Source organism: Streptomonospora halophila (assembly GCF_039542725.1).
Taxonomy (GTDB): Bacteria; Actinomycetota; Actinomycetes; order Streptosporangiales; family Streptosporangiaceae; genus Streptomonospora; species Streptomonospora halophila.
The window spans coordinates 208,772-232,352 of the sequence record NZ_BAABIK010000002.1 but is presented as its reverse complement, the minus strand read 5'-3'; the positions used below and the strand labels follow the sequence as shown (position 1 = coordinate 232,352).

The window sequence follows — 23,581 nt, the reverse complement described above, 5'->3', positions numbered from 1 at the left end:
GATCGATGCCGAGTCCCGGAGGAGAGCCGGTCGGCCGGGGGCGCGGGTGCTCCGGTGCCCGCCGCGCGCCTGCACACCGCGTCGTCGGCGGGGCCGCCTCCCGGGGAGGTCAGACGTCGCAGCAGCCGGTGCTCATGTACTTCACCAGGCCGCTCGCCGCTGACGCGGGGGAGGCGGTAGGCGCAGGCGCGTCGTTGGAGGCGTCGTAGACCACGTCGCCGCCGACCACGGTCATCGATACGGGGATGTCCACGATCTCCTCCGCCGGTGTGTCCAGGAGGTCGCCGTCGAGAACCGCGAGGTCGGCCGCCATGCCCTCGGCGAGCGTGCCCTTCCAGTCCTCGGCGCGGTCCTGCCACGCGCCCGCGGTCGTGTAGGTCGCCAGGGCCTCTTCGAGGCCGATGACCTGATCGGCGCCGAACACCTCGCCGGTCGCCAGGCTCTTGCGCGTCAGCATCGCGGCCAGTCCCTCGCGGAAGTCCCCGACCCCGACCACGGGGGAGTCGGAGGCGCTTCCCACGGAGACGCCGAGATCGAGCGCGCTGCGGTACGGCCACTGGTAGTCCGTGCGCTCCCGGCCGATCACATCGACCAGTTGGTGGGAGAGGGAGCGCTTGATCTGGGGGTTGAAGCTCGCCGGGAACCCGGACTCGGCCATGCGCTCCAGGTCTTCGGGGGTCGTCAGGTCGCCGTGGATGATGTAGTGGCGCAGGCCCTTGCCGCCGAATTCGGCGACCGCGGCCTGGTAGGCGTCGAGCGCCGCCGCGATCGCCCTGTCGCCGGTGGTGTGCGAGCCCACCTGGAACCCCAGCTCGTGTGCGGTCATGACCTGGTCGTGCAGGGTGGCGAGCTGCTCCTCCAGGGTGTCGCCGGGAAGAACCGGGCCTCCGGTGCCGCCGCCCGCATACGGCTCGGACAGCCAGGCGGTCCGCGCCTGTGTGGGCACACCGTCGACACGGACCTTGACCTGGCTGACGTTCAGCCAGGCCGGGTCCGTCTCGACCTCGCGCACACCGAGCAGCGCCGCGCGGAGGTCGGGGGTGGCCGCCGAGATCATCACGGTCACCCGCTGCCGGATGTCGCCCGAGCCCTGCAGGTCGCGGTAGAGGTCGACCATCCCGGGGGCGACTCCCGCGTCGGTGATCGAGGTGATGCCGTACCTGTGCATGATGTCGACGGCCATCCGCATGCCCCGGCGCTGCTCCTCCTCGGTGAAAGGGGGGACGCTGACGAGGCCGGCGGCCCCCTCCAGCAGCAGGCCGGTCGGCTCGCCGTCGCCGTCCTTGACGATCTCGCCTCCGGGCGGTGCCTCGGTGTCGCGGGTGATGCCGGCGAGCTCGAGCGCCTCGGTGTTCACCCACAGGGCGTGCCCGGACCATTCGCGCAGGGCGGCCGGATGGTTCGGGGAGACCTCGTCGACGTCGTGCCGGGTGGGGTAGCGGCCTTCGGCGAGGTACCCCTGGTCCCAGCCGAATCCGCGGATCCATTCACCCGGCTCCTTGCTCTGGGCGGCCTCGGCGACGAGGTCGCGGATCTCGGCGATGGAGCTGACCGCGTCCCGGCTGAGATCGAGGGTGAGCGGCGGCTGGTTCGTGCCCAGCCCCATCGGGTGGAAGTGCGCGTCGTTGACGCCGGGGATGACCGTGCGGCCGCGGAGGTTGACGACCCCGGTCCGCGCGTTCGTGAATCGGCGCAGCTCAGAGGTGCGCCCGACCGCCTGCACCACGCCGTCCTTGACGGCTATGGCCTCGGCGGCCTCGAACCCGCCGGCCATGGTCACGATCCGGCCGTTGTGCAGCAGCAGGTCCGCCTTCCCGCGCCCGGCGGCGTGGCCGGGGCCGGCCGCCGCCGCGGTCGCACCGCCGAGTGCCCCGAGTGCGATTCCGGCTCCGGCGCCTTGCAGGAACCTGCGGCGTCGGACGTTCTTCGGTCGTTCGGTCACGGTGGCCTCCCATCCCGCGGTGCCGCCACGGCGCCGCGAGGGCGATGAGTGATTGGCCCGCATCCTGCGCTCAGGCGGGCCGCGGCGTCTTGCGCCCGGCTGCGGCGTGCTTGTCCCTGAGCGCGCATCGGAGGTCACCGGCCCCGGCGGGACCGTGCCGCCGCTCGATAAGACGCGCGTCGGTGGACAAGGCTTATGCGCGCTCGTCCTAGCCCTTTTCGCCGGGGCTCCTTCATGGTGAACGGCATCCGGCTCCACCGCTCGACGACACGGAATGCCCATGAACGGCTCATTCATCCCGGTCGGCGCCCTCGGCGCGGAGTTCTCCCCCGAGGGGGACTTCCTGGACGCGACCTCCGACCTCGACGGCCAGACCTTCACCCTGCACTTCGACGCTCCGACCACGCTGCGTATCGCCGAGGGCCGCGCCGCGTGGGGCGGGCACGGCGCCGCCGACGCGCGGGTGACCTCGATCCGCTCCGGCGTCTACCTCGTCGACGGCGTAGCGGGCGGGGTGTCCACGAGCTTCGTCCTCGACCTCGACACGGGAGCCGCCACCCGTGTGGAGGGCCGGCTGCCGGACGCGGAAGCGAGGCGGGAGTCCGCCTACACCCGCATCCGGAGGGGAGCGGAGCCCACGGGCGTGACCGCGCGCATCGTCCACGGCGGCATCGGCGGCCCCGCCGCGGCCCCCCACGCACCGACGGCGGCACTCGTCGGACTGCGCAACACCTACACCTACTCGCCGAGTGAGGTCTACGAGCACATCTACCTCACCCCGGAGCTGTACACCTGGCACTGCCTGAGCGGGGCCGAAGCGGGCCTCGCCGACACCGACCGGTGCCACCACGTCGCGCTCCGGGACCGGCTGTCCCTTTTCGTCTGGCGAGAGAAGGTCGTCCCGACCCTCGGCCTCGTCCTGATCGACCTCGGCAGCATGCGCACCGACGGAAAGATCTTCGGCCACGCGGGCTTCGACTCCGAATCGCTCGTCAACTTCCCGGTCGGAGCGCGCGCCGAGATCCTCAACGCCACCGAACACTGACGCCGCGGCGTCCCGACCGGCAGGGAGAAGGAAGCAGACGATGTCCCCCACCCCAGAAACGAGACTCCAGGGACACCTCGGCGTGCCGGGGATCGTGTTCCTCGTCCTGGCGGCCGTCGCACCGCTGACCGGCATCATCGTCATCGGCGGAATCAACCTCGCCGTGGGCGCCGGCGGCGGGACGCCCATGATGTTCCTCCTCGCCACCGGCGTCTTCCTGCTCTTCGCCGTCGGCTACGCCCAGATGGCCAAAGGCCTCGTCAACGCCGGCGGGTTCTACGCCTACGTCGTCCGCGGACTCGGACGCCTCCCGGGACTCGTCGGCGCCTTCATCGCCCTGGTCGGCTACAACTGCTTCGTCGCCGGGGCGGTCGGCGCCAGCGGGTTCTTCACCTCGCTGGTCGTCGCCGACGTCTTCGGCCTGAACCTGCCGTGGTGGGTCTGGAGCCTGGCCTCGGTCGCGGCCGTGTGGCTGCTGACGCGCAGCGGCATCGACCTCTCGGCGAAGGTGCTGGCCGCCGCCCTGATCCTCGAGGTCGCGATCCTGGTCGTCCTCGACGTCGCCGTGCTCCTCACCACCGGCTACTCCTTCGAGCCCTTCCTGCCGGAGGTGTTCCTCGCAGGCTCGCTGGGGCTCGGGCTGCTGTTCGCGGCCAACGCGTTCGTCGGCTTCGAGGCCACCGGGCTGTTCGGCGAGGAGGCGCGCGACCCGAAGCGCACGATCCCGCGCGCCACCTACATCGCGATCACCTTCATCGGCGTGTTCGCCGCCGTCACAACGTGGGCGATCGTCTCCGCCCTCGGTGTGCGCGAGACCCGGGAGACCGCTCTGCAGCACCTCGAGGCCGGCGACCTCGTCCTCGTCGTCTCCCGCGAGTACCTCGGCGAGGGCATGACCGACGTGATGATGCTGCTGCTGGTGGTGAGCCTCTTCGCGGCACTGCTCGCGTTGCACAACGCCGCCACCCGCTACCTCTACGCCCTGGGCCGGGTCGGCGTGCTGCCGCGTCCGCTCTCCCACACCCGGCGCGAGAACGGGGTACCGGTCGTCGCCTCGACGACACAGCTCGTCTTCGCCACCGCCGTCGCGATGGCCCACGCGATCGCCGGCCTGGACCCGGTCGGAGACCTCGTCGCGGTCTTCACCGGCATCGGCACACTGGGCATCATCGTGCTCCAGGCGCTCGCGGCGACCGCCATCGTGGTGCACTTCCGGCGGGTCCGGGACCCGCGCCGGCTCACGACCTTCGCGCTCCCGCTCGCCGGCGGTGCGGGGCTGTGGACCGTGACGGTCCTCGCCTTCGCCAACTTCCCCGAGCTCGCGGGCAGCGACAGCCGGGTCATCACCCTGCTCCCCTGGCTGGTGCCCATCGCCGCTGTCCTCGCTGTCATCCTCGGGTACCGGCTGAGGTCGTCCCGACCGCAGGTGTGGCACTCCCTCGACCAGGACCTCGACCGCGTCGCCCCCGGCAGAACGATCACGGAGGCGGCCGAATGAGCGGATACCTGGTCACCGGCGGCGGCACCGGGATCGGCGCCGCGATCGCGGCCCGCCTGGCCGCGGACGGCGGCGACGTCGTCATCGCCGGTCGGCGGCGCCAACCGCTGGAGGAGGTCGCCGCGACTCACCCGCGCATCACCGCGATGGTCGCCGACGCCGCGGACGGCGCCGCCATGCGCCGCGTCGTCGACGAGGCGGGCGAGCGCTGCGGGAGCCTCGACGGCGTCGTGGCGAACGCGGGAGGACACGGCTACGACACCATCGGCGCCACCGGTGACGAGGCCTGGCGCGCGAGTCTGGAGGGCAACCTCACGACGGCGTTCGTCACCGCCCGCGAAGCGCTGGGGTCTCTGGAGGCGTCGCAGGGGAGCATCGTGGTCGTCTCCTCCCTCTCGGGATTGCGGGCGGCACCGCAGACGGCCGGATACACGGTCGGCAAGCACGCGCTGCTCGGGCTCGTGCGGTCGCTGGCGCGCGACTACGGGCCCCGGGTGCGGGCCAACGCCGTGTGCCCGGGCTGGGTCCGCACACCCATGGCCGACGAGGAGATGCGGGTCCTCGTCGACGGCGGGGGCGCCGCCGACATCGACGCCGCCTACGCCGCCGTGACCCGCGACGTGCCGCTCGCCCGGCCCGCCGCCGCGGAGGAGGTCGCCGGCGCGGTCGCGTTCCTGCTCGGTCCCGACGCCGGCTACGTCAACGGAGCGACCCTGGTGGTCGACGGCGGCGCGCACATCGTCGACGTCCCCACCCTGGCGTTCGGCTGAGGGGAACGGGAGACCACGATGACGAGCACATTCCCGGACCTCGACGGCGCCGTCGTCCTCATCACGGGAGCGGCGAGCGGTATCGGCGCCGCCGTCGCCCGCCGGGCCGCCGCCCGGGGGGCGACACCGGTGCTGCTGGACCGCGACGGCGCTGGTGCGCAGGAGCAGGCGCAGGCACTGCGCGCGGGCCGGGCCGGACCGGCGCCGGCGATCACCGCGGACGTCGCGGACGAGGCGTCGATGCGTTCGGCCGTCGCGTCGGCGCTCCAGCGCCTCGGGCGCATCGACGCCGTCGTCACCTGCGCCGGTGTCTCCGGTCCGGTGGGCAGCCGGCTGGAGCAGGTCTCCCTCGCGGACTGGCAGCGGGTCTTCGCCGCCAACGCCACCGGCGCCTACCTGACGCTGAAGCACACCCTCGGCGCCCTGCGCCGCTCGCCCCACGGCGCCGCGGTGCTGGTGGCGAGCGACTCCGCGCTCGTCGCCGCCCCGGGGATGGTCCCCTACTGCGCGTCGAAGGCCGCCGTGGTCCAGCTCGCGCGGGCCCTGTCGGTGGAGACGGCCGGCGAGGTGCGTGTCAACGCCGTCTGCCCGTCCGTCGTCGACACGCCGATGAGCCGCGGCGACCTCGACCGCGGCGACTTCAGCGGCGCGGACTTTCCCGTCCATCGGCCCGAGGACATCGCCGAGCACGTGCTGTTCCTCGCGTCCCCCGCCGCCGCCGGAATCCACGGCGCGGCGCTGGCCGCGGACTTCGGCTACTCCGCACGATCGGCCTTTCCCGCGTGAGCCGTGCGCGCCCGCGCGGGCCCCCTCCTACGCCCGCACGCCCCCGCTCGGGCGCGTACCGGCACGGACCGTCGAGACGACACAGAGGTGAGACAGGACAATGGAGACCTACGAGAGTCTGCTGGCCGCCGTGACGGCGGCGGACGGCGGCCGGCCGGTGTCGGACCCCGCCACCGGCGAGGTGCTCGGCCGGGCGCCGGAACGCGGTACCGGCGACCTCGAGCAGGCCGTCGCGGCCGCACGCACGGCGCAGCCCGACTGGGAGTCGCTCGGCCACGAGGAGCGCTCCCGGCTGCTGAACACCGCGGCCGACGCCGTCGACCGGTCGGCCGAGGCGCTGGCGCATCTCATCTCCCGGGAGCAGGGCAAGCCGCTGAACGGCCCCGGCAGCCGGTTCGAAGCGGGCGGGGTGTCGGCCTGGCTGCGCGCCACCGCCGCGACCCCGCTCGAGCCCGAACGGGTACTCGACGACGAGTCCGGGCAGGCGACCCTCGGCTACCGGGCCGCCGGCCTGGTGGGCGCCATCGGACCGTGGAACTGGCCGGCGCTCATCGCCACCTGGCAGTTCGCCCCCGCCCTGCGCATGGGCAACACCGTGGTGATGAAGCCCTCGGAGCACACTCCGCTGTCGGTGCTCGCACTGGCCGCGATCGTCAACCGGGTGCTTCCCGAGGGCGTGCTGACGGTACTGCCCGGGGGCGGGGACCTCGGCGCGGCGATGGTGGCCCATCCGGCGTTCGACAAGCTGATGTTCACCGGTTCGACCCGGACGGGCAGGGCGATCACCGCGGCGAGCGCCGCCAACCTGCCGCGGCTCACGCTCGAACTCGGCGGCAACGACCCGGGGATCGTGCTTCCCGACGCGGATCCGGCCGCGATCGCCGAGGACCTCTTCTGGGGCGCCTTCATCAACACGGGCCAGACGTGCGCCGCGCTCAAGCGCCTGTACGTGCACGAGTCCCTCCACGACGACGTCGCCGAGGCACTCGCCGGCGTGGCGGCCCGGATGCCCATGGGGCCGGGAACCGACGAGGCCAGCATGCTCGGCCCCCTGACCACCGCCGGACAGTTCCGCATCGTCGACGACCTCGTGGCCCAGGCCGCGGCCGCGGGCGGGCGCCTGATCACCGGCGGCGGTCCCGACCGGGAGGCTCCCGGCAACTTCTTCCCGGCGACGCTGGTCACCGGACCGCCCGCCGACGCACCGCTCGTCGTGGAGGAGCAGTTCGGGCCGGCGCTGCCGATCATCGCCTATTCCGACCTCGACGAGGTGATCACGCACGCGAACGCTCTCGACGTGGGGCTGGGCGCGTCGGTCTGGTCGGGCGACGTGGAGCGGGCCAAGCAGGTCGCGTCGCGCATCGAGGCGGGCACGATCTGGATCAACAAGCACGGGACGGTGCACCCGATGGTGCCGTTCGGGGGCGTCAAGGGATCCGGCTACGGGCTGGAGTTCGGCGCGGAGGGGCTGAAGTCCGTCGCGGTCCCGCAGGTGATCGCGACCTGACCCCGACCGCGGGCGGACACTCCCTCTCCCGGGGTGCCCGCCCGGCCGCCGTGCCCGCCCGCGAGCCGGACCGCGGGCCGCACGGACGGACGGGAGCCCCTCCCGTCCGTCCGTGTGCGGGCACGGCGGCGCGCGGGCCGGCGGCTCCACGACTCTCCAGCCGTCCGCACCGTCCGCACCGTCCGCCCCGGCCCTTCGGCGGAGGGCGGGCCGGCGGCGACGGGGGCCCGCCGGGGAGGATTCTTTAACGACGCGGCCCGCCGGCTCGTTCGTTTGCTCGCCTACCGCGCCCGGTCACTCACAGCACTCGCCGTGCGCGCCGCCGCCTCCGCGGCTGCGGGAGGACCAGTCCGGCAGGTCGAGCGCCGGGTTGGCATCGAGGAAGCCGTGCGGCTTGAGCCAGAACCCCGAGTAGTCGACGGGCATGACCGGCCAGTCCTCGGGCCGGGGGATGTGGGTCGGCCCGAAGGTGTGCCACAGGACGACGTCGGTGTCCGTGAGCTCCCGGTCGGCCTGCGTCCACCGCCCGAGGCCGTCGCCCGCGTGCTGGTTCGGGTAGTCCCCGGCCGGGAACCGCTCGGCCGGGTCGTAGGCGGTCGCCCACAGGTGGTGGCGGGCGAATCCGGCGCGCTCGGCGGCCGAGGAGCCCGGCTGGGCCATGAGCCGGGGACCCGGCATCGGCGTGAGCTGGTAGGCCGTGGGCCTGCCGACGGCGTTGCGCCGGTGCGCGCTGGTGACGTACCAGCGGCGCCCGGTCTCGCTGTCGGCGTCGCGCGCCGCCTGCGACTCGCGTGCCAGCCGGGTGCGCTCGTAGGTGAAGGCGTTGCCGTGCGGGTTCTGCGGGCCGGTGGGGACGGCGACGAGGTTCTCCTCCTCGACCGAGTTCTGCAGACCGTCGACGGACATGTCCAGGCGCGCGCAGAAGATGTGCTGGTGGACCGGGCCGATGATGCCCGGTGCGATCTCGGGGGCGTGGGGGTTCTCGGTCCCCGGCTCTGCGGCGCCGACGAACACGATGCCGGTCGCCTTGGTCTCCATCTGGATCGAGCCGTCGAGGTAGAAATACCAGAAGAAGCCGTAGTCGTAGTTGCCGACGGTGGCGAAGTAGGAGATCACCAGGCGGCGCGAGCGGCGGACCTGGGGCGGTCCCCCCGGTTCCGTGTGCTTCCAGAGGATCCCGTAGTCCTCCTCGTGCATGCACACGGCGTGCGGGATCGGCATCGGCTCGCCGCGGTCGTCGGCGACCACGGCGTCGACGTAGGTGATCTCACCCAGGCAGTCGCAGCCGAGCTTGAGCGAGTTGGCGTTCTTGCCCAGGGAGTACTCGCCGGCGTCGAAGTAGCTGATCCAGTAGCGCGCCGGCGCCGGGTCGCCGTAGGGCACGACCATCTCGGGCACCGAGGCCCGGTACACGACGGGGCGGTCCTCCCCGCCGTCGCGGAAGGTGATCCGGTTCAGGACCAGGCCCTCCTGGGCGTTGAAGCCGATCCGCAGGGTCCAGTCCTCCCACCGGACGCGGCTGCCCTCCACGGAGAACGAGGGGCCCTCGGGCTGGGTGATCTCCAGCGGCTTGAGGGAGGTGCGGGCGGGACCGGTGTGTTCGGGCGTGTAGTCCCAGTCGTCCCAGGGCACGGGGGCCGGGGCCTCGCCGTCGTCCTCGAGGCGGACCACGGTGCCCGAGGTCAGATCGACATGCGCGATGACGCCCTCGACGGGATGCGCCCACGGGTTGTCGCCCGCATGGCGGCGGTGGAAGGTCAGTGACCGCATCATGCGCCGGCCGGCACCGCCCTCCTCGGGGAAGAACCCCGGCGCGAGCGGGGTGACGAAGGTGTGGGTCGTGTCGGTGATGCCGCGGCGCGCCATGGCGGCACGCCAGCGGGGGTCGGCCTTCACGATCTCGGCGGCCCGGTCGTACTCCTCGAACAGGTAAGGGGGCTGCCCGTAAGGGGGTTCCGCCGTCGGAAGGTCCCGCCAGGAGGTGACGGCGCCGGCGGTCACCGACACCACGGCTTCGCTGACCCGCCCGGTCGCGGTGTCGAGCAGCGTGGCGAGCACACTGCGGTCGAAGTCGTCCGAGCCCGGGGTGTGGCCCAGGACGGTCTGCTTGTCCGGCTCGATCGGCAGCAGCCGCGGGAAGCGGGTGGTCTCACCCACCAGTCCGCCGCGGACGAGGACCTCCCGAGCGGCCGCGATCTCTTCGGCTGTGAGCATGTCGAGAGGGTGCGTCACACCGAAGGACGACGGCGCAGCGCCGGTCGGGGTGGTGTCCGTCGCCAACGATTCCTCCTCCGTGAACCCGGGGCTTGGGGGGCCGGGATGCGCGGTCGGCTTCCGCGCGCCGGATGTGTGCGGGCGCGCCTTGCGGCGAGGCCGGGCCCGACGCCGGCGCGGCCCCGTGTAGCGGGAACATACCCGGCACAGAGAGCGCGGCCCCAGCGCTGGAGCCGGATCGGGCACGCAGAGTCAAGCGGGTCGCGCCCTGCGACAAGGCCGCCAGAGAACCGTCGGTCACCCGAGCTCGCAGGGGTGGACCTGATGGGCGATTCTGATCATCATGGGTGTCCCAGCCCACGCGACGGGAGCAGCGATGCGCTATTCCGGCAGCACAAGCCGTGTCGCGGACATGCCCGGCCTGCCCTTCGATCTGGAGGTCTGGAGGTCCACGGTCGCGCGCACCGTGGTGCCGCTGGAGATCGAGGAACTCGGTGACGTCGCCTTCCAAGGCCGCCTCTCCCGGACCGTGGTCGAGGACGTCTCCCTGTTCGAGATGGTGGCGACGCCGCATACGGTGCGGCGCACCCCGGACCTCATCTCCGAGGACGACCCCCGGTTCTACAAGCTGAGCCTCCAGCTGGCCGGTTCGATGGTCCTGAAGCAGGACGGCCGCACCGCCGAGCTGAGGCCCGGCGACCTGGCCATCTACGACACCCACCGGCCGTACACGCTGGCGTTTCCCGAGGCGAACCAGGCCATGGTCATCATGTTCCCGCACGAGCTCGTGGACCTGCCTCGCGACGAGGTCGCCCGGGTCACCGCGACGTGCTTTCCCAGCGACGCCGGTCTGGGGCGGGTGATCAACCCGTTCTTCGTCGAACTGGGGCGGAACATGGACCAGCTGGCCGGGCCGCACGCCACGCGGCTGGTCCACTCGGGCCTGGACCTGCTCGTCACCATGCTGTCGCAGGAGCTGCACCGCCGCTTGGGCCCCGTGGCCAACCCGGCCCGGAGCCTGGCGCGCGAAGTGCGCGAGTACATCCTCGACCACCTCGGCGACCTCGACCTCACGCCCGCGAGCCTCGCCCGCGCCCACTTCATCTCGACCCGGCACCTCTACACCATCTTCTCGGCCGAGGGGCAGACGGTCTCGGCGTGGATCCGCACGCGGCGCCTGGAGCGGATCCGCCGCGACCTGGGGGATCCGCTGCTGGCGGACCGCCCCGTCTCGTGGGTCGCGGGCCGCTGGGGCCTGCCCGACGCGGCGCACTTCAGCCGGTTGTTCAAGGCCGAGTTCGGCGAGTCGCCTACGGGCTACCGGGAGCGCATCCTCGGCGGCCACCGCTGTGAGTCACAGTTGCAATGACGATGGAGTTGGATCTGGCCGATGGTTCCGGCCTGGACCGTCGTTCCCGACACTGGACCATTGACTGTGTTTCGAGTCTTGCCGTGATCGGTATCGCGGGTCGGGCTCCTCCGATGCCGTATGAACTCCAACAGGACTCCTGCAAGCCCCCAGCCGAAATTTACTGAAAATGCTGCTGCTCCAAGAAATGCCACCAGTAGGAGCGTCAGGAGGAGAATATGTAGGGGGCCGAGATTCTGATTTTGGGCAGGGGGTGTTAATGAGTCGCTACATAAAACGAGCTAAATATCCCTGTTCCCATTCTGCCTTCTCGGGATCTCCTTCTGTAGTCCGGTTAGGGCTGGTGGACACGCCCGAACGACCTCGTAGTGTAACAGCTTCCTCCCGGAGGATCTCTGCTGCAGCGGCCGCCGCCCTCCTCCGGGCGGCTCCCCGGCCCGCGTGGCCGCCGATGAAGCATCGCACCGGCGGTCGGCGCTCGATGCGGCCGCAACCGCGGGCCTTGCTGAGGCTCTGTGCGCCCGCGGACTGGGGCGCGTCTGTGGGTCGCGGATGCGCGGCGGGTGCAGATCCCTGCTGAGAAGATGGAGGCCGCGGTGGGCCTGCTGCTTGAGCAGCCGGCTGCGCTGTGAGGGGCGACCCCGGCCTCCGAGCGGCAGCTCGCCCATCGGGCCGGGCTATCCGCCGGCCGCCCCCCAATACCCGGCGCCCTATCCTGCCGGTCACGCCTATCCCTATGCGCCCCGGCCCGAGAAGTCCGGCCAGCCCGGCGCGGTGATCGCCGCCCGCATCTGCGCTTTCGTCTTCGGTGGTTTCCTGATGCTGACGGGGCTCGTCTTCGGGCTCGCTGCGGTGGGTGCCCGCTTCGACTCGGCCATGGGGACCGACGCCGAGCGCGTCTCCAACGAGATCGGTATCGGGGCTCTGGCCTTGGTCACGGCGGCGGTGCTGTACTTCGTCATCGGATCGGGGGCTGTCGCTCCTCGGCGGTGCCGTGGGGGAGCCTGGTCGCCTTCGCGGTCGTGGCGGGGGCGGGGGTGGCCTGCTTGGCCGCGGAGTGGACGAGGCTGTGTGCGGCCTCGCCGTCGCGGATCAGACAGAACACGCACGCACCCACGGGGCCTCCGTTCGCCGGGGGGAGCCCAGCGTGGCACGGCACGCGGCGGGCGTCATCCGGATTTCCCAGCCGCGGACCGGCCGTGCCGCCCTCAGCGAACCTGGCGCCGAAGGAGTGGACGCCGCGGGAGTTGCGGCACAGCTTCGTCTCGCTGATGTCGGACTCCGGTGTGCCGCTGGAGGACATCGCGCGCCTGGTGGGCCACAGCGGTACTGCGGTCACCGAGGCGGTCTATCGCAAGCAGGTACGGCGCGTCTTCACGGGCGGCGCGGAAGCGATGGACGGCGTCTTCGGATGAGCGCGTTGCCTACCGTTTGCCTACTTGCGACAGACAGGGACCCAGTTAGGGGCCCGTGAACGAGTGAAGGGGTACCGCTCACCTGGCGATACCCCTTCTGATCTGTGTCGGGACGGCGGGATTTGAACCCACGACCCCTTGACCCCCAGTCAAGTGCGCTACCAAACTGCGCCACGTCCCGGTGTCCGGTGGGTTGCTGCCCTGCGGACGAGTAAGACTCTATCGCATCTGCGGGGCTGCTTGTGACGGGTTTGCGGGCCCGGTGGGGGCATCGTGGGCCCGTGCGGGAGGTCGGGTGTCGGCGGGCGGGGTCCGCAGGTGGGCATCGGCGGCTTCCAGCTCGGATTCGGGGAAAACGGCGATCCCGTGGTCCTGGAGGAGCAGCGCGGTGACTCCCGGGCCGGGGGCGGTGGCTCCGGTGAACGTGCCGTCGTAGACCCGGTTCAGTCCGCACGAGGGGCTGGACTCCTTGAGCAGGGCCGTGCGCACGCCGTTGCCGGCGGCCGCGGCCAGGGCCGTGCGGGCGCCCGCGACGAAGTGCCGGGTGACGTCCTCGCCGTCCGGGGTGAGGATGCGCGCGCGTCCCTCCAGGACGGCGCGGGCGTCGGCGCCGGGCTCGATCTCGGCCGGGGGCCGGGGGACCGGCAGGCCGCCGGCCACCTCGGGGCAGTGGGCGACGATGCGGCCCTCGGCGCGCCAGCGGTCGACGATGTCTGCGGCGACGGTCTTGGCCCGGCCGTCGAACCGGACACGGCCGCCCAGCAGGCAGGCGCTGACCAGGATGCGCCCGGGCGCCGTGCCCTCGGTGCCGGCCGGGCGCTCGGATTCCCGCGCGTCGGCGGCAGCGGCTGCGCCGGCTCGGGCGGCCGCGTTCGCCGGGCTCTCGGCCTTGTCCGTGCCGGACCCGTGCGCCGCGCCTGTGTCTGCTGTGCCGTCCATGACCTGCCGTCCGGCTCCTGTGCTCCTGCGCTCCTGTGCCGCGGTTCCTCGTTTCCGAGCTTCCGCGGATTCGCGGTTCCCGCGGGCGCCGCCGCCGGGACCGCCCGCCCTTCGCCGTCGAGCCTACGGCACTCCGTCGCCCGCGGCCCGCCGTCTGCCCGCCGCCCCTTGCCCCCGCCCACCCGCCTGCTCCGCCACTCCGCCACGCCCCGCCCTGTACGCGCACGACGACCCGCACGGCCTCCCCGGGCGTTCAGGCCCGAGGCACGCCCCCGGCCGGGCGGCTCCCACGCGCGACGGGGGACGCGGGCCTCAGGGCGGCCGTGCGGTCCCCTCAGCCGCACCTCCGGCCCGCCCCTCCGTTCCTGCGGGCCCGTCCTTACGGCCCGTCCCCCGACCTGCTCGGCCTGCCCGACCTTCCCGGCCTGCCCGCGGTCCGCCTGCCGGGCCCCTCCCGCCCCTCTCACCCCTGCCTCCGTTTGGGGCGGCCTCTGGGGGGTTACTGGGAGACCAGAGGAAGGCAGGCGGCACCCTGATCGGCGGTTGAGGAGTTGGTGCGCCATGAGCGGGAACACGCGTGAACAGCGCCTGGACTCGGGAGACGCGGCGATGGAGGAGGTCGGCGGCCTGGCCGCGCTCGTCCCGGCGCAGGCGCGCCCCGTCGACCTGGTCTACCGCCCGCTGGGCTCCTCCGGCACCGAGAGCGACGCGCAGGGCGAGGTCGCCGCCGCTGCGGCCCGCACCGCCGTGGCCGGCGAGATCGAGAAGCTGCGCCCCGGCGAGCCCTACGTCCTCCACCAGGGCCGCGTCGGCGACTACCCCGGCATCGCGCCGGAGCTTTCGCCCGACGAGCTTCTGGTCTTCGGCGTGGTCTACCGGTTCGGCGCGTGACGCCCCGCCGGTCCCGCCCCGCTGCGCGGCCGCGGTCGGACTCCGCGTAGCTGCCGCACCTCAGATGCCCCTGAAGTGCGCCGATGTCGCACAATGGGACCCCGGCCCCGCCGCGGGTGCGACGGGGTGGCACTGTGCACATCGCCCGCGGCGCCGGAATGCGCCCTACGGGGCCCGCGGTTGCCGCCGGGGGGAGACAGATCGTGCACCTGAGAATGGGGAGGACTCATGACCACGGTTCCCGACGTGACGCTGAACAACGGCGTGCGCATCCCGCAACTGGGGTTCGGCGTCTGGCAGGTGGACGGCGGCGAGGTCGCAGACGTCGTCAGCACCGCCCTGGAGACCGGGTACCGCAGTATCGACACCGCCGCCGCCTACGGCAACGAGGAGGGCGTCGGCGAGGCCCTGCGCCGCTCGGGCCTGCCGCGCGACGAGCTGTTCGTGACCACCAAGCTGTGGAACAGCGACCAGGGCTACGACAGCACGCTGCGCGCCTTCGACGCCTCGCTGGAGCGGCTCGGCCTGGAGTTCTTGGACCTCTATCTGATCCACTGGCCGATGCCCGCCCGCGACACCTTCGTGAGCAGCTGGAAGGCCATGGAGCGGCTTTACGCCGAGGGCCGCGTGCGCGCAATCGGGGTGTCCAACTTCCACGCCGACCATCTGCGCCGCATCCTCGACGAGGGCGGCATCGTGCCCACGGTCAACCAGGTCGAGCTGCACCCGCGCCTGACCCAGCAGGAGCTGCGCAGGTTCGACAAGGAGCACGACATCGCCACGGAGGCCTGGAGTCCGCTGGGCCAGGGCCAGGTGCTGCAGGACCCGACCATCGCCAAGGTGGCCGAGGCCTACGGCAAGACGCCCGCTCAGGTGATCCTGCGCTGGCACCTGCAGATGGGCAATGTCGCCATCCCGAAGTCGGTGACCCCCGAGCGGATCCGCGCCAACTTCGACGTCTTCGACTTCGAGCTGTCCAGCGGCGACGTCGACACGATCTCCGGGCTCGACGACGGCGGGCGCATCGGCCCCGACCCGGACACGATGAACGCGGCCTGAGCCGGACCGGGCGGCCGCCCGCCCCTTCCCGCGCTCGCCGGCGGCGCCCTCGCGGCTCGCCTCCGGGGCAGGCTGTACCAAGCCGCCGGTCGCCGTGCCCGACGGTGCGCCGACCACACCGCCGAGCGGTGACGCATGCGCAGCGGCCGACTACCCCGGTCCCCGGGGCGGTCGGCCGCTGCGCGTCGCGTGCGGCGCCGCGTGCTCACGACGGGTCCGGTACCGCCTTCAGCGGTGTCGCGGGGCCGCGGCGGCACGCCCGGATGCGACCGGCCGCGCCCCCGCCCCTGCGCGCTACCGACCGGGCGGCCCGGTCAGGCCACCTCGCGCCGCTTGGCGGCGTCGGCGAGCGTGGCCTGCGTGCCGCGCCTGGCCAGCCGGACCACGTAGACGATCCCGCCCGCGACGATGGAGGCGGGCACCCCCACGATTGCGATCAGCGCGATCAGGCCCAGGATTCCCATTTCTCCCATGGCCCCATGCTAGAGGAGGGGTTCGGGGGAACGGGAGGCGTCCACAGGTCGGCTGCGCCACTCCGGGCCCATTCGGCCGCTTCCGCTCCCGTCCCGCGGCCCTCCGGCCCCAGCCCCCGCCGCACACGCATGCATCCCTCCGGCCCGCCTCCGGCGCGCCCAGCACCGGCCCCGCCCGCATCCGACGCGCCCCCGTCCGCCCCGCCCGCCTCAGCGAAGCGTGACCGCGCGGTCGCTCCAGGCCACGGCGAATGCGACACTTTGGCCAGGGGCGCGGTCGTGCGGCGGAGCCGGGCGAGCAGCAACGGTGCCGGCGGCCACCGGACCGCGGGCGAGTGGGAGGCACGATGGCGAGCACGCACGTTTTCGCATACGGGGAGCATCCCAGCCGGATGGTCCGCATCCACCAGCCCGATGCCGACGACAGCGCGCCCTTCCCCGTGGCGGTCCTGCTGCACGGCGGCTGGTGGCGCGATGCCCACGACCTGCGCCTGATGGAGCCGATCGCCGCCGTCCTCGCCGACTCCGGCTGGCTGGTGTGGAACCTGGAGTACCGGCGCACCGGCGGCGACGGCGGCGGCTGGCCGCAGACCCTCGACGACGTCCGCGCCGCGCTCGACCTGCTCGGCGCCCGCCTGGCGGAAGGTGCCGAACCCGGCGACCCCGGCCGGGTGGTCGCCGTCGGCCACTCGGCGGGCGGCCACCTGGCGCTGCTGGCCGCTCACGACTCGCCGCTGACGGCCGTCGTCGGCCTGGCGCCGGTCACCGACCTGCGCGCAGCGGCGCAGGCGGGCCTGGGCGAGGGCGCCGTCGCCGACTTCCTCGGCCCGGCCCCCGACGAGCGCGCCTACGCCGCGGCCGCCCCGCTGCACCGCCTGCCCGTCGGCCTTCCGCAGCTGATCGTGCACGGCGACGCCGACCACCGGGTCCCCGTCGAGCACAGCCGCACCTATGCGGAGGCGGCCCGCGCCGCGGGCGACCGGGTCGACTACGCGGAGATCCCCGGAGCCGACCACTTCGCCGTCGCCGATCCGGGACACGCCGCCTGGCACGCGGCGGGGGAGTGGCTGCAGCGGGTGTCGGCGTAGGCGGCCCGAGCACCGCACCCCGCGCCCGCGCGACCGGCCGCGCCGACCGCCCCGCGCGCCGCGCCCGAGAGCGCTTTCGTACCGGGGCTCCGGGCCGCTCGGACCTCAGCGCTGCTTCGCATAGCCCAGCCGCTGGAGCTCGGACCCCGCGATCGTGCGGACGTCCTCGCGCTGCTCGGCGCTGAGCCTGCTGCGCCAGGACCCGATGCCCGGCGAGTCGCTGCGCACCAGCTCCACCGCCGACACCCGCGCACCGGTGAACTCGCGCAGCTGCTCGGCGGTGGCGACCTCGCCGCCGAACAGGTCCTCATAGCGCAGCGTCATCAGCCGGTCGGCCCCCAGCGCCCCGCGCAGCCGCGCCGACAGCCGCACCGCGCCCCGCCAGCGCATCGCGCACTTGGCCGCGATGGACAGCTTCGGGTACTGCGCGCGGTCCTTCTCGTCCTCGATCCCGAAGAACGGGTTGGGCATCTCGTGGTCGAGGTTGGCCAGCGCGGGCCGGAACCACGACAGCGCCTGCTCGTCGCCGAGCATCGACGCCGCCACGTCCCGCCCGTCCCGGATGACCTGCACGAATACGGCGTCCTCGAACGCCCGCTGCAGCGCGGCGGCGCAGTAGAGCAGGTCGGGGCTGGCGTCGCCGTAGCGGCCGACGCCACCTGCGTGGCGGCACGGCGCGGCCGCGTCGCGCGCGGGCACCGGGCCGCCGGGACAGCGCGGGCAGGTGAGCGGCGTGAGCTGCCAGGACTCGGCGAACGCCGCCCGCAGCAGGGACGCGGTGCCCTGAGCCCGCTCCTCGGCGATGGACGGTCGGCGCGCCAGGGCGTGGACGGCGTCCTGTACGGCGCCGTGGCCTGCGCCGACGTGGAATCCGGGGGCCTTGCCCAGGGCGCGGGCGACCAGGCCCACCCCCGAATGCGGCGCGCCCAGGACGAACACGGGGCGGCGGACCTTGGTCCCGTTCACGATGAGGATGTAGGGCGGCTGTTTCATGAGCAAGGAGATTTTTGCACTCTTCGGCGGGTTCTGGGCCATTCGCAGCCTTCCGGAACCGGCGCGGCCGGCTGCCCACTGATCCCAGCGAACCCCATCGGTCTCGAGTGACCTCCGCTTTCCTGGGGGATCGGCGCGTCGCCGCCCCTCCTCGGCCGGGCACACCCGGACTCTCTCATGCCGCACTGCGTGTCACCGCTGTGAGGCGAGATTACCGCGAAGTACGCCATGCGGCGGTATGTCCGAAGGGGTGGTGGATGAGACGTGGTGGATACGTGATCTTCCCGTGAGCACGCGCATGCGGCGCTGCCACAATGGGAGGCGAACCACCCGGCCGACCCCCGACGCCGAGGACCGAGGGACCGCCCATGACCGCAGCCGCCAGCCCCGCCGACGTCGCGCCCCTGCTCGCCGCAGCGGGGGGCATCACCGTTCTGACCGGGGCCGGAATCTCCACCGACTCGGGAATCCCCGACTTCCGGGGTCCGCAGGGCGTGTGGACCCGGGACCCCGGCGCGGCCGCCCTGTTCGACCTCGACACCTACATGTCCGACGCGGACGTCCGCCGCAAGGTCTGGCTCATGCGCCGCGACCACCCCGCCTGGGACGCGCGCCCCAACGCCGCCCACCGGGCGCTGGCCGACCTCGACGCCGCGGGCCGGCTGCGCGCCCTGGTCACCCAGAACATCGACGGCCTGCACCAGGCCGCCGGCACGGCCCGCGACCGCGTCATCGAGGTGCACGGCAGCATCAAGCAGGTGGTGTGCATGCAGTGCGGCGCCCGCACGCCCACGCCCGAGGTGCTGGCGCGGCTGGAGGAGGAGTCCGACCCGCGCTGCCCGGCCTGCGGCGGCATCCAGAAGGCCGACACCGTCTCCTTCGGCCAGCGCCTCAAGCCCGCCGTTCTCGACGCGGCGGTCCGGGCGGCCGCCCAGGCCTCGGTCTTCGTGACCGTGGGGACGTCGCTGGCGGTGCATCCGGTGGCCGGGCTGTGTGACGTCGCGCTGGAGAACGGCGTGCCGCTGGTCGTCGTCAACGCCGAGCCGACCCCCTACGACGGCAGCGCGCGGGCGGTGCTGCGCGACCCGATCGGCGAGGTGGTGCCGCAACTGGCGAAGTACGCGCTGGACGCGGCGGGCTAGGAGCCGCGCGTCGGCCCGGGCTGCGGCGGCGGGCTCGGGCGGCGGACGCAAACATCCGGTTCGCATGCCCGGCCGCGTCGCCGCGTGGCGGCGGGGTTCCACGGTGGCCGCCTTCTCCGCTGCGGCCGGCCCCGTGTGCCGAACCGCCTGCACAAGGCGGCGCCCGCCGCTACCCCGAGCCCCAGCTCCGGCTGTTGTCGGCGTGCTCTGCGTACCCGAAGGGCGCGGAGCGGTCGGCGACCGGTCGCCCCCGCCGCGACGTGCGGCGGGGCGCCGCGCCGCCCCGACCGCCGTCCGCCTCCTGCAGCTCTTCGGGGAGCGCGACCACGGCTTCGGCGCCCGACTCCGCCGCCGCGTCGGCCGCCTCCAGGATCAGGGCGGCGTGCCGCCCGTAAATGCTGTGCTCGAAGCCCGAGAAGTGCGCACCCAGTTCGTCGAACACCGTGCGCAGGGCCGCCGCCGAGCCCGGCGCCGCGGGAGCGACGACGACGACCTCCTCCACATAGGCTTCCACGACGTATCGGAGCAGGCGGCTGTAGGACTCCGCCGCGCTGGGGCCGGGGCCGGAGTCGGCCGCGACGCGGGCGGCGTAGGAGAGGTCCTCGGCCGCCTGGCGCAGCACCAGCGACTCGCAGGCGCCCAACCGGTCCGATCCCTCCAGCAGCCGCTGGAAGCGGCGCAGGCGCCCCCTCCACGCGCCGCCGTCGAACGAGGGTGCGGCGAGCCGCAGCTCCAGCACGTCGTGGCCCTCACCGAAGACCGTGCCCTCCTCCCGGTCCTCCCTCCACCGCAGCGGCTCGCCGCCGACGTGGGCCAGGTAGGGCAGCAGCATCAGGGCCATCCGGGCCGGAGTGCCGTTGATCCGCATCGCCGACGAGCGCATCAGGTTCGTCGTGAGCCCGCCCGCGGGCAGGGTGACCGAGTAGGGGTCGGTGACCGACAGCGTCTCGCGGCCGTCGATGTCGAAGCCGATGCACTCCCCGAGGTTGAGGTCGGCGCCCTCTTCCACCGGATACAGCAGCGTGTGCGGGGCGTCGCCGCCGTAGCCGATGTGCCGCAGCCGGACGGCGTTCAGCAGTCCGTGCCACTGCGCGTTCGGCAGGCCGCGCCACTGGCCGGCCAGCGCGCGCCAGTCCCTCAGGTGGCCCCACCCCTCCTCGTGGGGGAACAGCTCGGCGATGTCCAGGCCGTCCGGCGCCACGCGGGTGAGCAGCAGGACGAGGTTGGCGGTGTAGGCGGCCTGGCGCTCGGTGACGGGCACGCGGCGGGGCCGGTAGGCCGTGTAGGAGCGGTTCTCCGGCGGATACGGGGCCTCGCGGAACAGCTCCACCAGCAGTTCGCGGTACTCGGCGCGCTCGTCCGGGCTGCCGGCGAAGCGGCGGTCGAGCAGGTCCTGGACGAACTCCACCATCGCCGCCGAACCCGCCAGCAGCGCGTAGGACGTCAGCGCGTAGAGCAGCCCGTCGTCCACCGGCGGCGCGGCGCGCGGCCGCAGCGCCGCGAAGCGGCGGGCCTGCAGCAGGTCGTCGAGCGCGTCGGTGACGGCGCGCGCCACCAGGTACTCGCCGAAGGTCGCGTGCAGGAACTCGTAAACGCTCGCAATACCGGACTCCCGGCGCGCCTGCGACTCGTGCACGAAGAAGAACCGCCCCAGCACCTGGTGCGCGTCGCCGACCGCGCCGTGCGGATCGGTCTCGGCGGGGCGCACCGCGGTAGCGGGCATCAGCACGGCCAGGTCGCCGTCCAGGTCGGCGGCGCTGACGTGCTGCCGCTGCCGGACGAACATCGCGACGGCCACGACCTCCAGCCGGTGCAGCTCGTCGTCGACGGAGCGGGCCATGGCGTCGTCGCTCAGGTTCGGCCGGTGCTTGCGGACCTCGCGCTCGGCGAACATCCGAAGCAGCTCCTCGTAGAGCTCGCTGCGCGAGAGCGCGCCGCCGGAGCGCTGCAGCGCGTTCTCGCCGGAGTCGTAGACCAGCAGCATGAGCAGGAGCAGCGGCTGTGCGGCGAGCTCGCCGAACGCCAGCAGCGCGCCGGCGTCGGGCGGCCGCAGCCCGCGCTCGGCGTAGGCCGCCTCGTTGGACCCGCCCCAGATCTCCACCATGCGGGCGACCTGCCGGCCGTCGAAGGGCTCCAGCCGCAGTACCGGGGTCTCGTCGGGGAAGCGGGTGCGCTCGGCGACGACGGTCCGGCTCGTCACGATGACCGCGACCGGCTGCCCCACGGCCTCCTGCCGGCGCTGGAACTCCTGGACCTGCTCCAGGTAGTCCGACCGGTTCACCCCGCCGGCCTGCACCAGCTCGTCGAAGCCGTCCAGGATGACCACCGGAAGCGCGCCGCCGGCCGACTCGGCCAGCTCCCGCCACGCGACCCGCGTCTGGAGCGTGGCGGCCAGGCCCTCCTCGATCTGGGTGTGCAGGGGAGCGTCGGGCGGCACCGCGCGAAGCTCCACCCGCAGGGCGAAGAAGTCGGCGGTGGACAGCCGGGCGGCGAGCATCTCGGTCAGCACCGACTTGCCCGCGCCGGGGTGGCCCAGCACGACGACGGGGGCCTTCACCACCTCAGGGCTGGTCAGCAGCCGGGCGAGGAGCGACTCGACGTCGTGGTGCAGCGGTGCGTCGGCCCACCACCGCTCCGACGAGGGCTGGGCGGCCGCGTCCACCCGGTTGAAGCGTCCGCGCGGGGTCAGGTAGGCCGACTCCATCGTCGGCAGGACCAGTCCTGCGGGTGCGTCGGCGGAACGCAGCAGCCGCCGTCCCAGCGCGGCCCGGTAGACGGCGGCCAGTTCGGCGCGGCGCCGGTCGGGGGCGGGCGCCGCGGAGGCCATCTCCTCGACGAGGTCGCGCAGGCGGCCCATGCCGGTGCCGATCTCGGCGACGTCCCGGCGCGTGGCCGCGTGCTCGGCCGCCTGGGCCCACACGCCGAACTCGGGCACATCCGCGGCCAGTTGCCGGAACGACTCGTCGAAGCGCCGCTGCGCGAGTGCGGGGAGGCGGTTCTCGAGGTCCCGCCTGGCCTCGACGCGGGTCGCGGGGTCCAACCGCTCCCAGGCCGCCAGGCCCGCTATGACGTCGATGAGCGCCCACGAGGCCACCTCGGCCCTGTCGTGCGCCGCGACCGAGCGGTACTCGCCGAGCAGGCGCTGTTCCAGCCTCAGCCGCTCCTCGCGGGTCAGTTCGAGTTCCGCGGGCAGCCGCCCGGGCGGGTCCCGGAGCACCGCGTCGAGCGCCTCGGAGACCGCGACCGCGACCAGGGTGCTGTACGCCATCGCGACCCGCTCGGTGCGGTCCATCCGGCTGATCCCGGTGACCTTCTCCCGGATGCCGGTCAGCGCCCGGCGCCCCATCTGCGCGATCGCCCCGCCCGCGCTCGACAGTCCGGGTATCCCCAGGGCGCCCAGCCCGCCTTCGGCCAGCTTCTCCGCGAAGTCCAGCACGATCGAGTCGTCCTGGCCCAGAACCCTCAGCGCGTCGGCGTAGCCGAGCCTTGTGGCCATTGCGCGGGCGCCCTCCCCTGTTGTGCCGCGCGTCGTACGCGGGTGCTCCCATCCCGACGGGACGATTCAAGTACGGCGGGCGCGCGCCCCTCAATGCGGGCGCATCGGCGCGGGCGGCCACATCCGGCCGCCCGCGGCCGCCCGCCGCCTGCGAACCGGGCCGGCCGGCTCCGGGAGCGCTCCGCCTCTACGGCAGCCGCCAGTCGACCGGCTCGGCCCCCTGCTCCTCCAGCAGCCTGCTCGCGCGGCTGAACGGCCGCGAGCCGAAGAAGCCGTTCTTGGCCGACATCGGACTGGGGTGGGTGGACTCCACGCACGGCACGCCCGGCATCAGCGGGCGCAGGTTGCGGGCATCGCGGCCCCACAGGATGCCCACCAGCGGGGTGCCGCGCTCGGCCAGGGCGCGGATGGCCTGGTCGGTGACCTCCTCCCAGCCCTTGCCGCGGTGCGCGGCCGGCTTGCCCGGCGCGACGGTCAGCGCCCTGTTCAGCAGCAGGACGCCCTGCTTGGTCCAGGGGGAGAGGTCGCCGGTGGAGGGCATCGGCAGACCGAGGTCGTCGCTGTACTCCTGGAAGATGTTGCGCAGGCTTCCCGGGAGCTTGCAGTCGGGCGCGACGGAGAAGCTCAGCCCCACCGCGTGACCGGGGGTGGGGTAGGGGTCCTGGCCCGCGATGAGGACCCGCACGTCCTCGAAGGGCTGCTGGAAGGCGCGCAGCACGTTCTCGCCGGCGGGCAGGTAGGTGCGGCCCGCGGCGACCTCCTGGCGGAGGAACTCGCCCATCCGGGTGATCCGGTCCTCCACCGGGGCGAGCGCCGCGGCCCAGCCGTCGTCCATCACTTCGTTCAAGGGTCGTCCTGGCATGGCAGCACCCTAGCGGCCGGCGGGGACGTCCGCGCCCGCTCGCGAAGGCCCGTACGCCCGGCGCAGCGGGCCATCCGGCACGGCGGGTTCGG

At 73.4% G+C, this 23,581-nt stretch carries 19 protein-coding genes and 1 tRNA gene; 11 read left to right on the top strand and 9 right to left on the bottom strand.

Annotated features, from left to right (window positions below; all coding sequences use genetic code 11):
* Positions 1-109: 109 nt before the first annotated feature.
* Entirely contained in the window at positions 110-1,942 is a 1,833-nt protein-coding gene (locus ABEA15_RS03230; RefSeq protein ID WP_345555408.1) for an amidohydrolase, read from the bottom strand.
* Between the two features lie 280 nt (positions 1,943-2,222).
* Between ABEA15_RS03230 and ABEA15_RS03225 the strand changes: the two genes are divergently transcribed.
* The 5 genes from ABEA15_RS03225 to ABEA15_RS03205 all read left to right on the top strand — a co-directional run bounded on the left by ABEA15_RS03225 (position 2,223) and on the right by ABEA15_RS03205 (position 7,548).
* A complete protein-coding gene (locus ABEA15_RS03225; protein ID WP_345555407.1) occupies positions 2,223-2,987 on the top strand; it encodes a MoaF C-terminal domain-containing protein in 765 nt (254 codons plus the stop codon).
* Between the two features lie 40 nt (positions 2,988-3,027).
* Positions 3,028-4,485, top strand: a complete 1,458-nt coding sequence (locus tag ABEA15_RS03220) for an APC family permease (RefSeq protein ID WP_345555406.1) — start codon at positions 3,028-3,030, stop codon at positions 4,483-4,485.
* A complete protein-coding gene (locus tag ABEA15_RS03215; RefSeq protein WP_344145156.1) occupies positions 4,482-5,255 on the top strand; it encodes an SDR family NAD(P)-dependent oxidoreductase in 774 nt (257 codons plus the stop codon). The genes ABEA15_RS03220 and ABEA15_RS03215 overlap by 4 nt, the downstream gene beginning before the upstream one ends.
* A gap of 18 nt (positions 5,256-5,273) precedes the next feature.
* Positions 5,274-6,041 (top strand): SDR family NAD(P)-dependent oxidoreductase, encoded by a 768-nt coding sequence (locus tag ABEA15_RS03210; protein WP_344145154.1) that lies wholly within the window; start codon positions 5,274-5,276, stop codon positions 6,039-6,041.
* Between the two features lie 100 nt (positions 6,042-6,141).
* On the top strand, positions 6,142-7,548 hold the full coding sequence (locus ABEA15_RS03205; protein WP_345555405.1) for an aldehyde dehydrogenase family protein: 1,407 nt from the start codon (positions 6,142-6,144) through the stop codon (positions 7,546-7,548).
* A gap of 294 nt (positions 7,549-7,842) precedes the next feature.
* Here the strand turns inward: ABEA15_RS03205 and ABEA15_RS03200 are convergent, their stop codons facing one another.
* On the bottom strand, positions 7,843-9,780 hold the full coding sequence (locus ABEA15_RS03200; RefSeq protein WP_345555462.1) for a primary-amine oxidase: 1,938 nt from the start codon (positions 9,778-9,780) through the stop codon (positions 7,843-7,845).
* 358 nt (positions 9,781-10,138) lie between these two features.
* Here ABEA15_RS03200 and ABEA15_RS03195 point away from each other — a divergent pair, with 358 nt between their 5' ends.
* On the top strand, positions 10,139-11,131 hold the full coding sequence (locus tag ABEA15_RS03195) for an AraC-like ligand-binding domain-containing protein (RefSeq protein ID WP_345555404.1): 993 nt from the start codon (positions 10,139-10,141) through the stop codon (positions 11,129-11,131).
* Positions 11,132-12,089: 958 nt separating this feature from the next.
* On the opposite strand, the gene ABEA15_RS03190 is transcribed toward ABEA15_RS03195, so the two are convergent.
* Positions 12,090-12,236, bottom strand: coding sequence for a hypothetical protein (locus ABEA15_RS03190; protein ID WP_345555403.1), 147 nt, complete (start codon positions 12,234-12,236; stop codon positions 12,090-12,092).
* Positions 12,237-12,330: 94 nt separating this feature from the next.
* Here ABEA15_RS03190 and ABEA15_RS03185 point away from each other — a divergent pair, with 94 nt between their 5' ends.
* Complete coding sequence (locus tag ABEA15_RS03185; protein WP_345555402.1) at positions 12,331-12,546, top strand: tyrosine-type recombinase/integrase; 216 nt, start codon at positions 12,331-12,333, stop codon at positions 12,544-12,546.
* Positions 12,547-12,653: 107 nt separating this feature from the next.
* On the opposite strand, the gene ABEA15_RS03180 is transcribed toward ABEA15_RS03185, so the two are convergent.
* Both ABEA15_RS03180 and ABEA15_RS03175 read right to left on the bottom strand, forming a co-directional pair.
* Positions 12,654-12,727 (bottom strand) — tRNA-Pro (locus ABEA15_RS03180).
* A gap of 38 nt (positions 12,728-12,765) precedes the next feature.
* Positions 12,766-13,329: a 2-thiouracil desulfurase family protein gene (locus ABEA15_RS03175; RefSeq protein WP_345555461.1), complete on the bottom strand. Its 564-nt coding sequence runs from the start codon at positions 13,327-13,329 to the stop codon at positions 12,766-12,768.
* Positions 13,330-14,046: 717 nt separating this feature from the next.
* On the opposite strand from ABEA15_RS03175, the gene ABEA15_RS03170 reads away from it, so the two are divergent.
* Together ABEA15_RS03170 and ABEA15_RS03165 are read left to right on the top strand one after the other, a co-directional pair.
* Positions 14,047-14,376, top strand: a complete 330-nt coding sequence (locus ABEA15_RS03170) for a hypothetical protein (RefSeq protein ID WP_344145136.1) — start codon at positions 14,047-14,049, stop codon at positions 14,374-14,376.
* A gap of 228 nt (positions 14,377-14,604) precedes the next feature.
* Complete coding sequence (locus ABEA15_RS03165; protein WP_345555401.1) at positions 14,605-15,435, top strand: aldo/keto reductase; 831 nt, start codon at positions 14,605-14,607, stop codon at positions 15,433-15,435.
* A gap of 314 nt (positions 15,436-15,749) precedes the next feature.
* Here ABEA15_RS03165 and ABEA15_RS03160 read toward each other — a convergent pair whose 3' ends face one another.
* The gene (locus tag ABEA15_RS03160; protein WP_344145132.1) at positions 15,750-15,908 is read right to left on the bottom strand and encodes a hypothetical protein; all 159 of its coding nucleotides are present in this window, start codon (positions 15,906-15,908) and stop codon (positions 15,750-15,752) included.
* Between the two features lie 347 nt (positions 15,909-16,255).
* On the opposite strand from ABEA15_RS03160, the gene ABEA15_RS03155 reads away from it, so the two are divergent.
* On the top strand, positions 16,256-16,996 hold the full coding sequence (locus tag ABEA15_RS03155; RefSeq protein WP_345555400.1) for an alpha/beta hydrolase family protein: 741 nt from the start codon (positions 16,256-16,258) through the stop codon (positions 16,994-16,996).
* A 105-nt stretch (positions 16,997-17,101) separates the two neighbouring features.
* On the opposite strand, the gene ABEA15_RS03150 is transcribed toward ABEA15_RS03155, so the two are convergent.
* Positions 17,102-17,989 carry a sulfotransferase gene (locus tag ABEA15_RS03150; RefSeq protein WP_345555399.1) on the bottom strand — a complete coding sequence of 296 codons (888 nt, stop codon included), beginning with the start codon at positions 17,987-17,989 and terminating at the stop codon, positions 17,102-17,104.
* Between the two features lie 368 nt (positions 17,990-18,357).
* Between ABEA15_RS03150 and ABEA15_RS03145 the strand changes: the two genes are divergently transcribed.
* Positions 18,358-19,131, top strand: a complete 774-nt coding sequence (locus tag ABEA15_RS03145) for an SIR2 family NAD-dependent protein deacylase (protein WP_345555398.1) — start codon at positions 18,358-18,360, stop codon at positions 19,129-19,131.
* Positions 19,132-19,300: 169 nt separating this feature from the next.
* On the opposite strand, the gene ABEA15_RS03140 is transcribed toward ABEA15_RS03145, so the two are convergent.
* Together ABEA15_RS03140 and ABEA15_RS03135 are read right to left on the bottom strand one after the other, a co-directional pair.
* On the bottom strand, positions 19,301-22,627 hold the full coding sequence (locus tag ABEA15_RS03140; protein WP_345555397.1) for an NACHT domain-containing protein: 3,327 nt from the start codon (positions 22,625-22,627) through the stop codon (positions 19,301-19,303).
* Between the two features lie 187 nt (positions 22,628-22,814).
* Positions 22,815-23,489, bottom strand: coding sequence for a uracil-DNA glycosylase (locus ABEA15_RS03135; RefSeq protein ID WP_345555396.1), 675 nt, complete (start codon positions 23,487-23,489; stop codon positions 22,815-22,817).
* Positions 23,490-23,581 lie beyond the last annotated feature (92 nt).

Coding starts and splice junctions, on each gene's coding strand:
- ABEA15_RS03165 (WP_345555401.1), top strand. CDS start 14,605: ATGACCACGGTTCCCGACGTGACGCTGAACAACGGCGTGCGCATCCCG.
- ABEA15_RS03220 (WP_345555406.1), top strand. CDS start 3,028: ATGTCCCCCACCCCAGAAACGAGACTCCAGGGACACCTCGGCGTGCCG.
- ABEA15_RS03205 (WP_345555405.1), top strand. CDS start 6,142: ATGGAGACCTACGAGAGTCTGCTGGCCGCCGTGACGGCGGCGGACGGC.
- ABEA15_RS03135 (WP_345555396.1), bottom strand. CDS start 23,489: ATGCCAGGACGACCCTTGAACGAAGTGATGGACGACGGCTGGGCCGCG.
- ABEA15_RS03195 (WP_345555404.1), top strand. CDS start 10,139: ATGCGCTATTCCGGCAGCACAAGCCGTGTCGCGGACATGCCCGGCCTG.
- ABEA15_RS03215 (WP_344145156.1), top strand. CDS start 4,482: ATGAGCGGATACCTGGTCACCGGCGGCGGCACCGGGATCGGCGCCGCG.
- ABEA15_RS03210 (WP_344145154.1), top strand. CDS start 5,274: ATGACGAGCACATTCCCGGACCTCGACGGCGCCGTCGTCCTCATCACG.
- ABEA15_RS03225 (WP_345555407.1), top strand. CDS start 2,223: ATGAACGGCTCATTCATCCCGGTCGGCGCCCTCGGCGCGGAGTTCTCC.
- ABEA15_RS03170 (WP_344145136.1), top strand. CDS start 14,047: ATGAGCGGGAACACGCGTGAACAGCGCCTGGACTCGGGAGACGCGGCG.
- ABEA15_RS03155 (WP_345555400.1), top strand. CDS start 16,256: ATGGCGAGCACGCACGTTTTCGCATACGGGGAGCATCCCAGCCGGATG.
- ABEA15_RS03145 (WP_345555398.1), top strand. CDS start 18,358: ATGACCGCAGCCGCCAGCCCCGCCGACGTCGCGCCCCTGCTCGCCGCA.
- ABEA15_RS03160 (WP_344145132.1), bottom strand. CDS start 15,908: ATGGGAGAAATGGGAATCCTGGGCCTGATCGCGCTGATCGCAATCGTG.
- ABEA15_RS03140 (WP_345555397.1), bottom strand. CDS start 22,627: ATGGCCACAAGGCTCGGCTACGCCGACGCGCTGAGGGTTCTGGGCCAG.
- ABEA15_RS03150 (WP_345555399.1), bottom strand. CDS start 17,989: ATGAAACAGCCGCCCTACATCCTCATCGTGAACGGGACCAAGGTCCGC.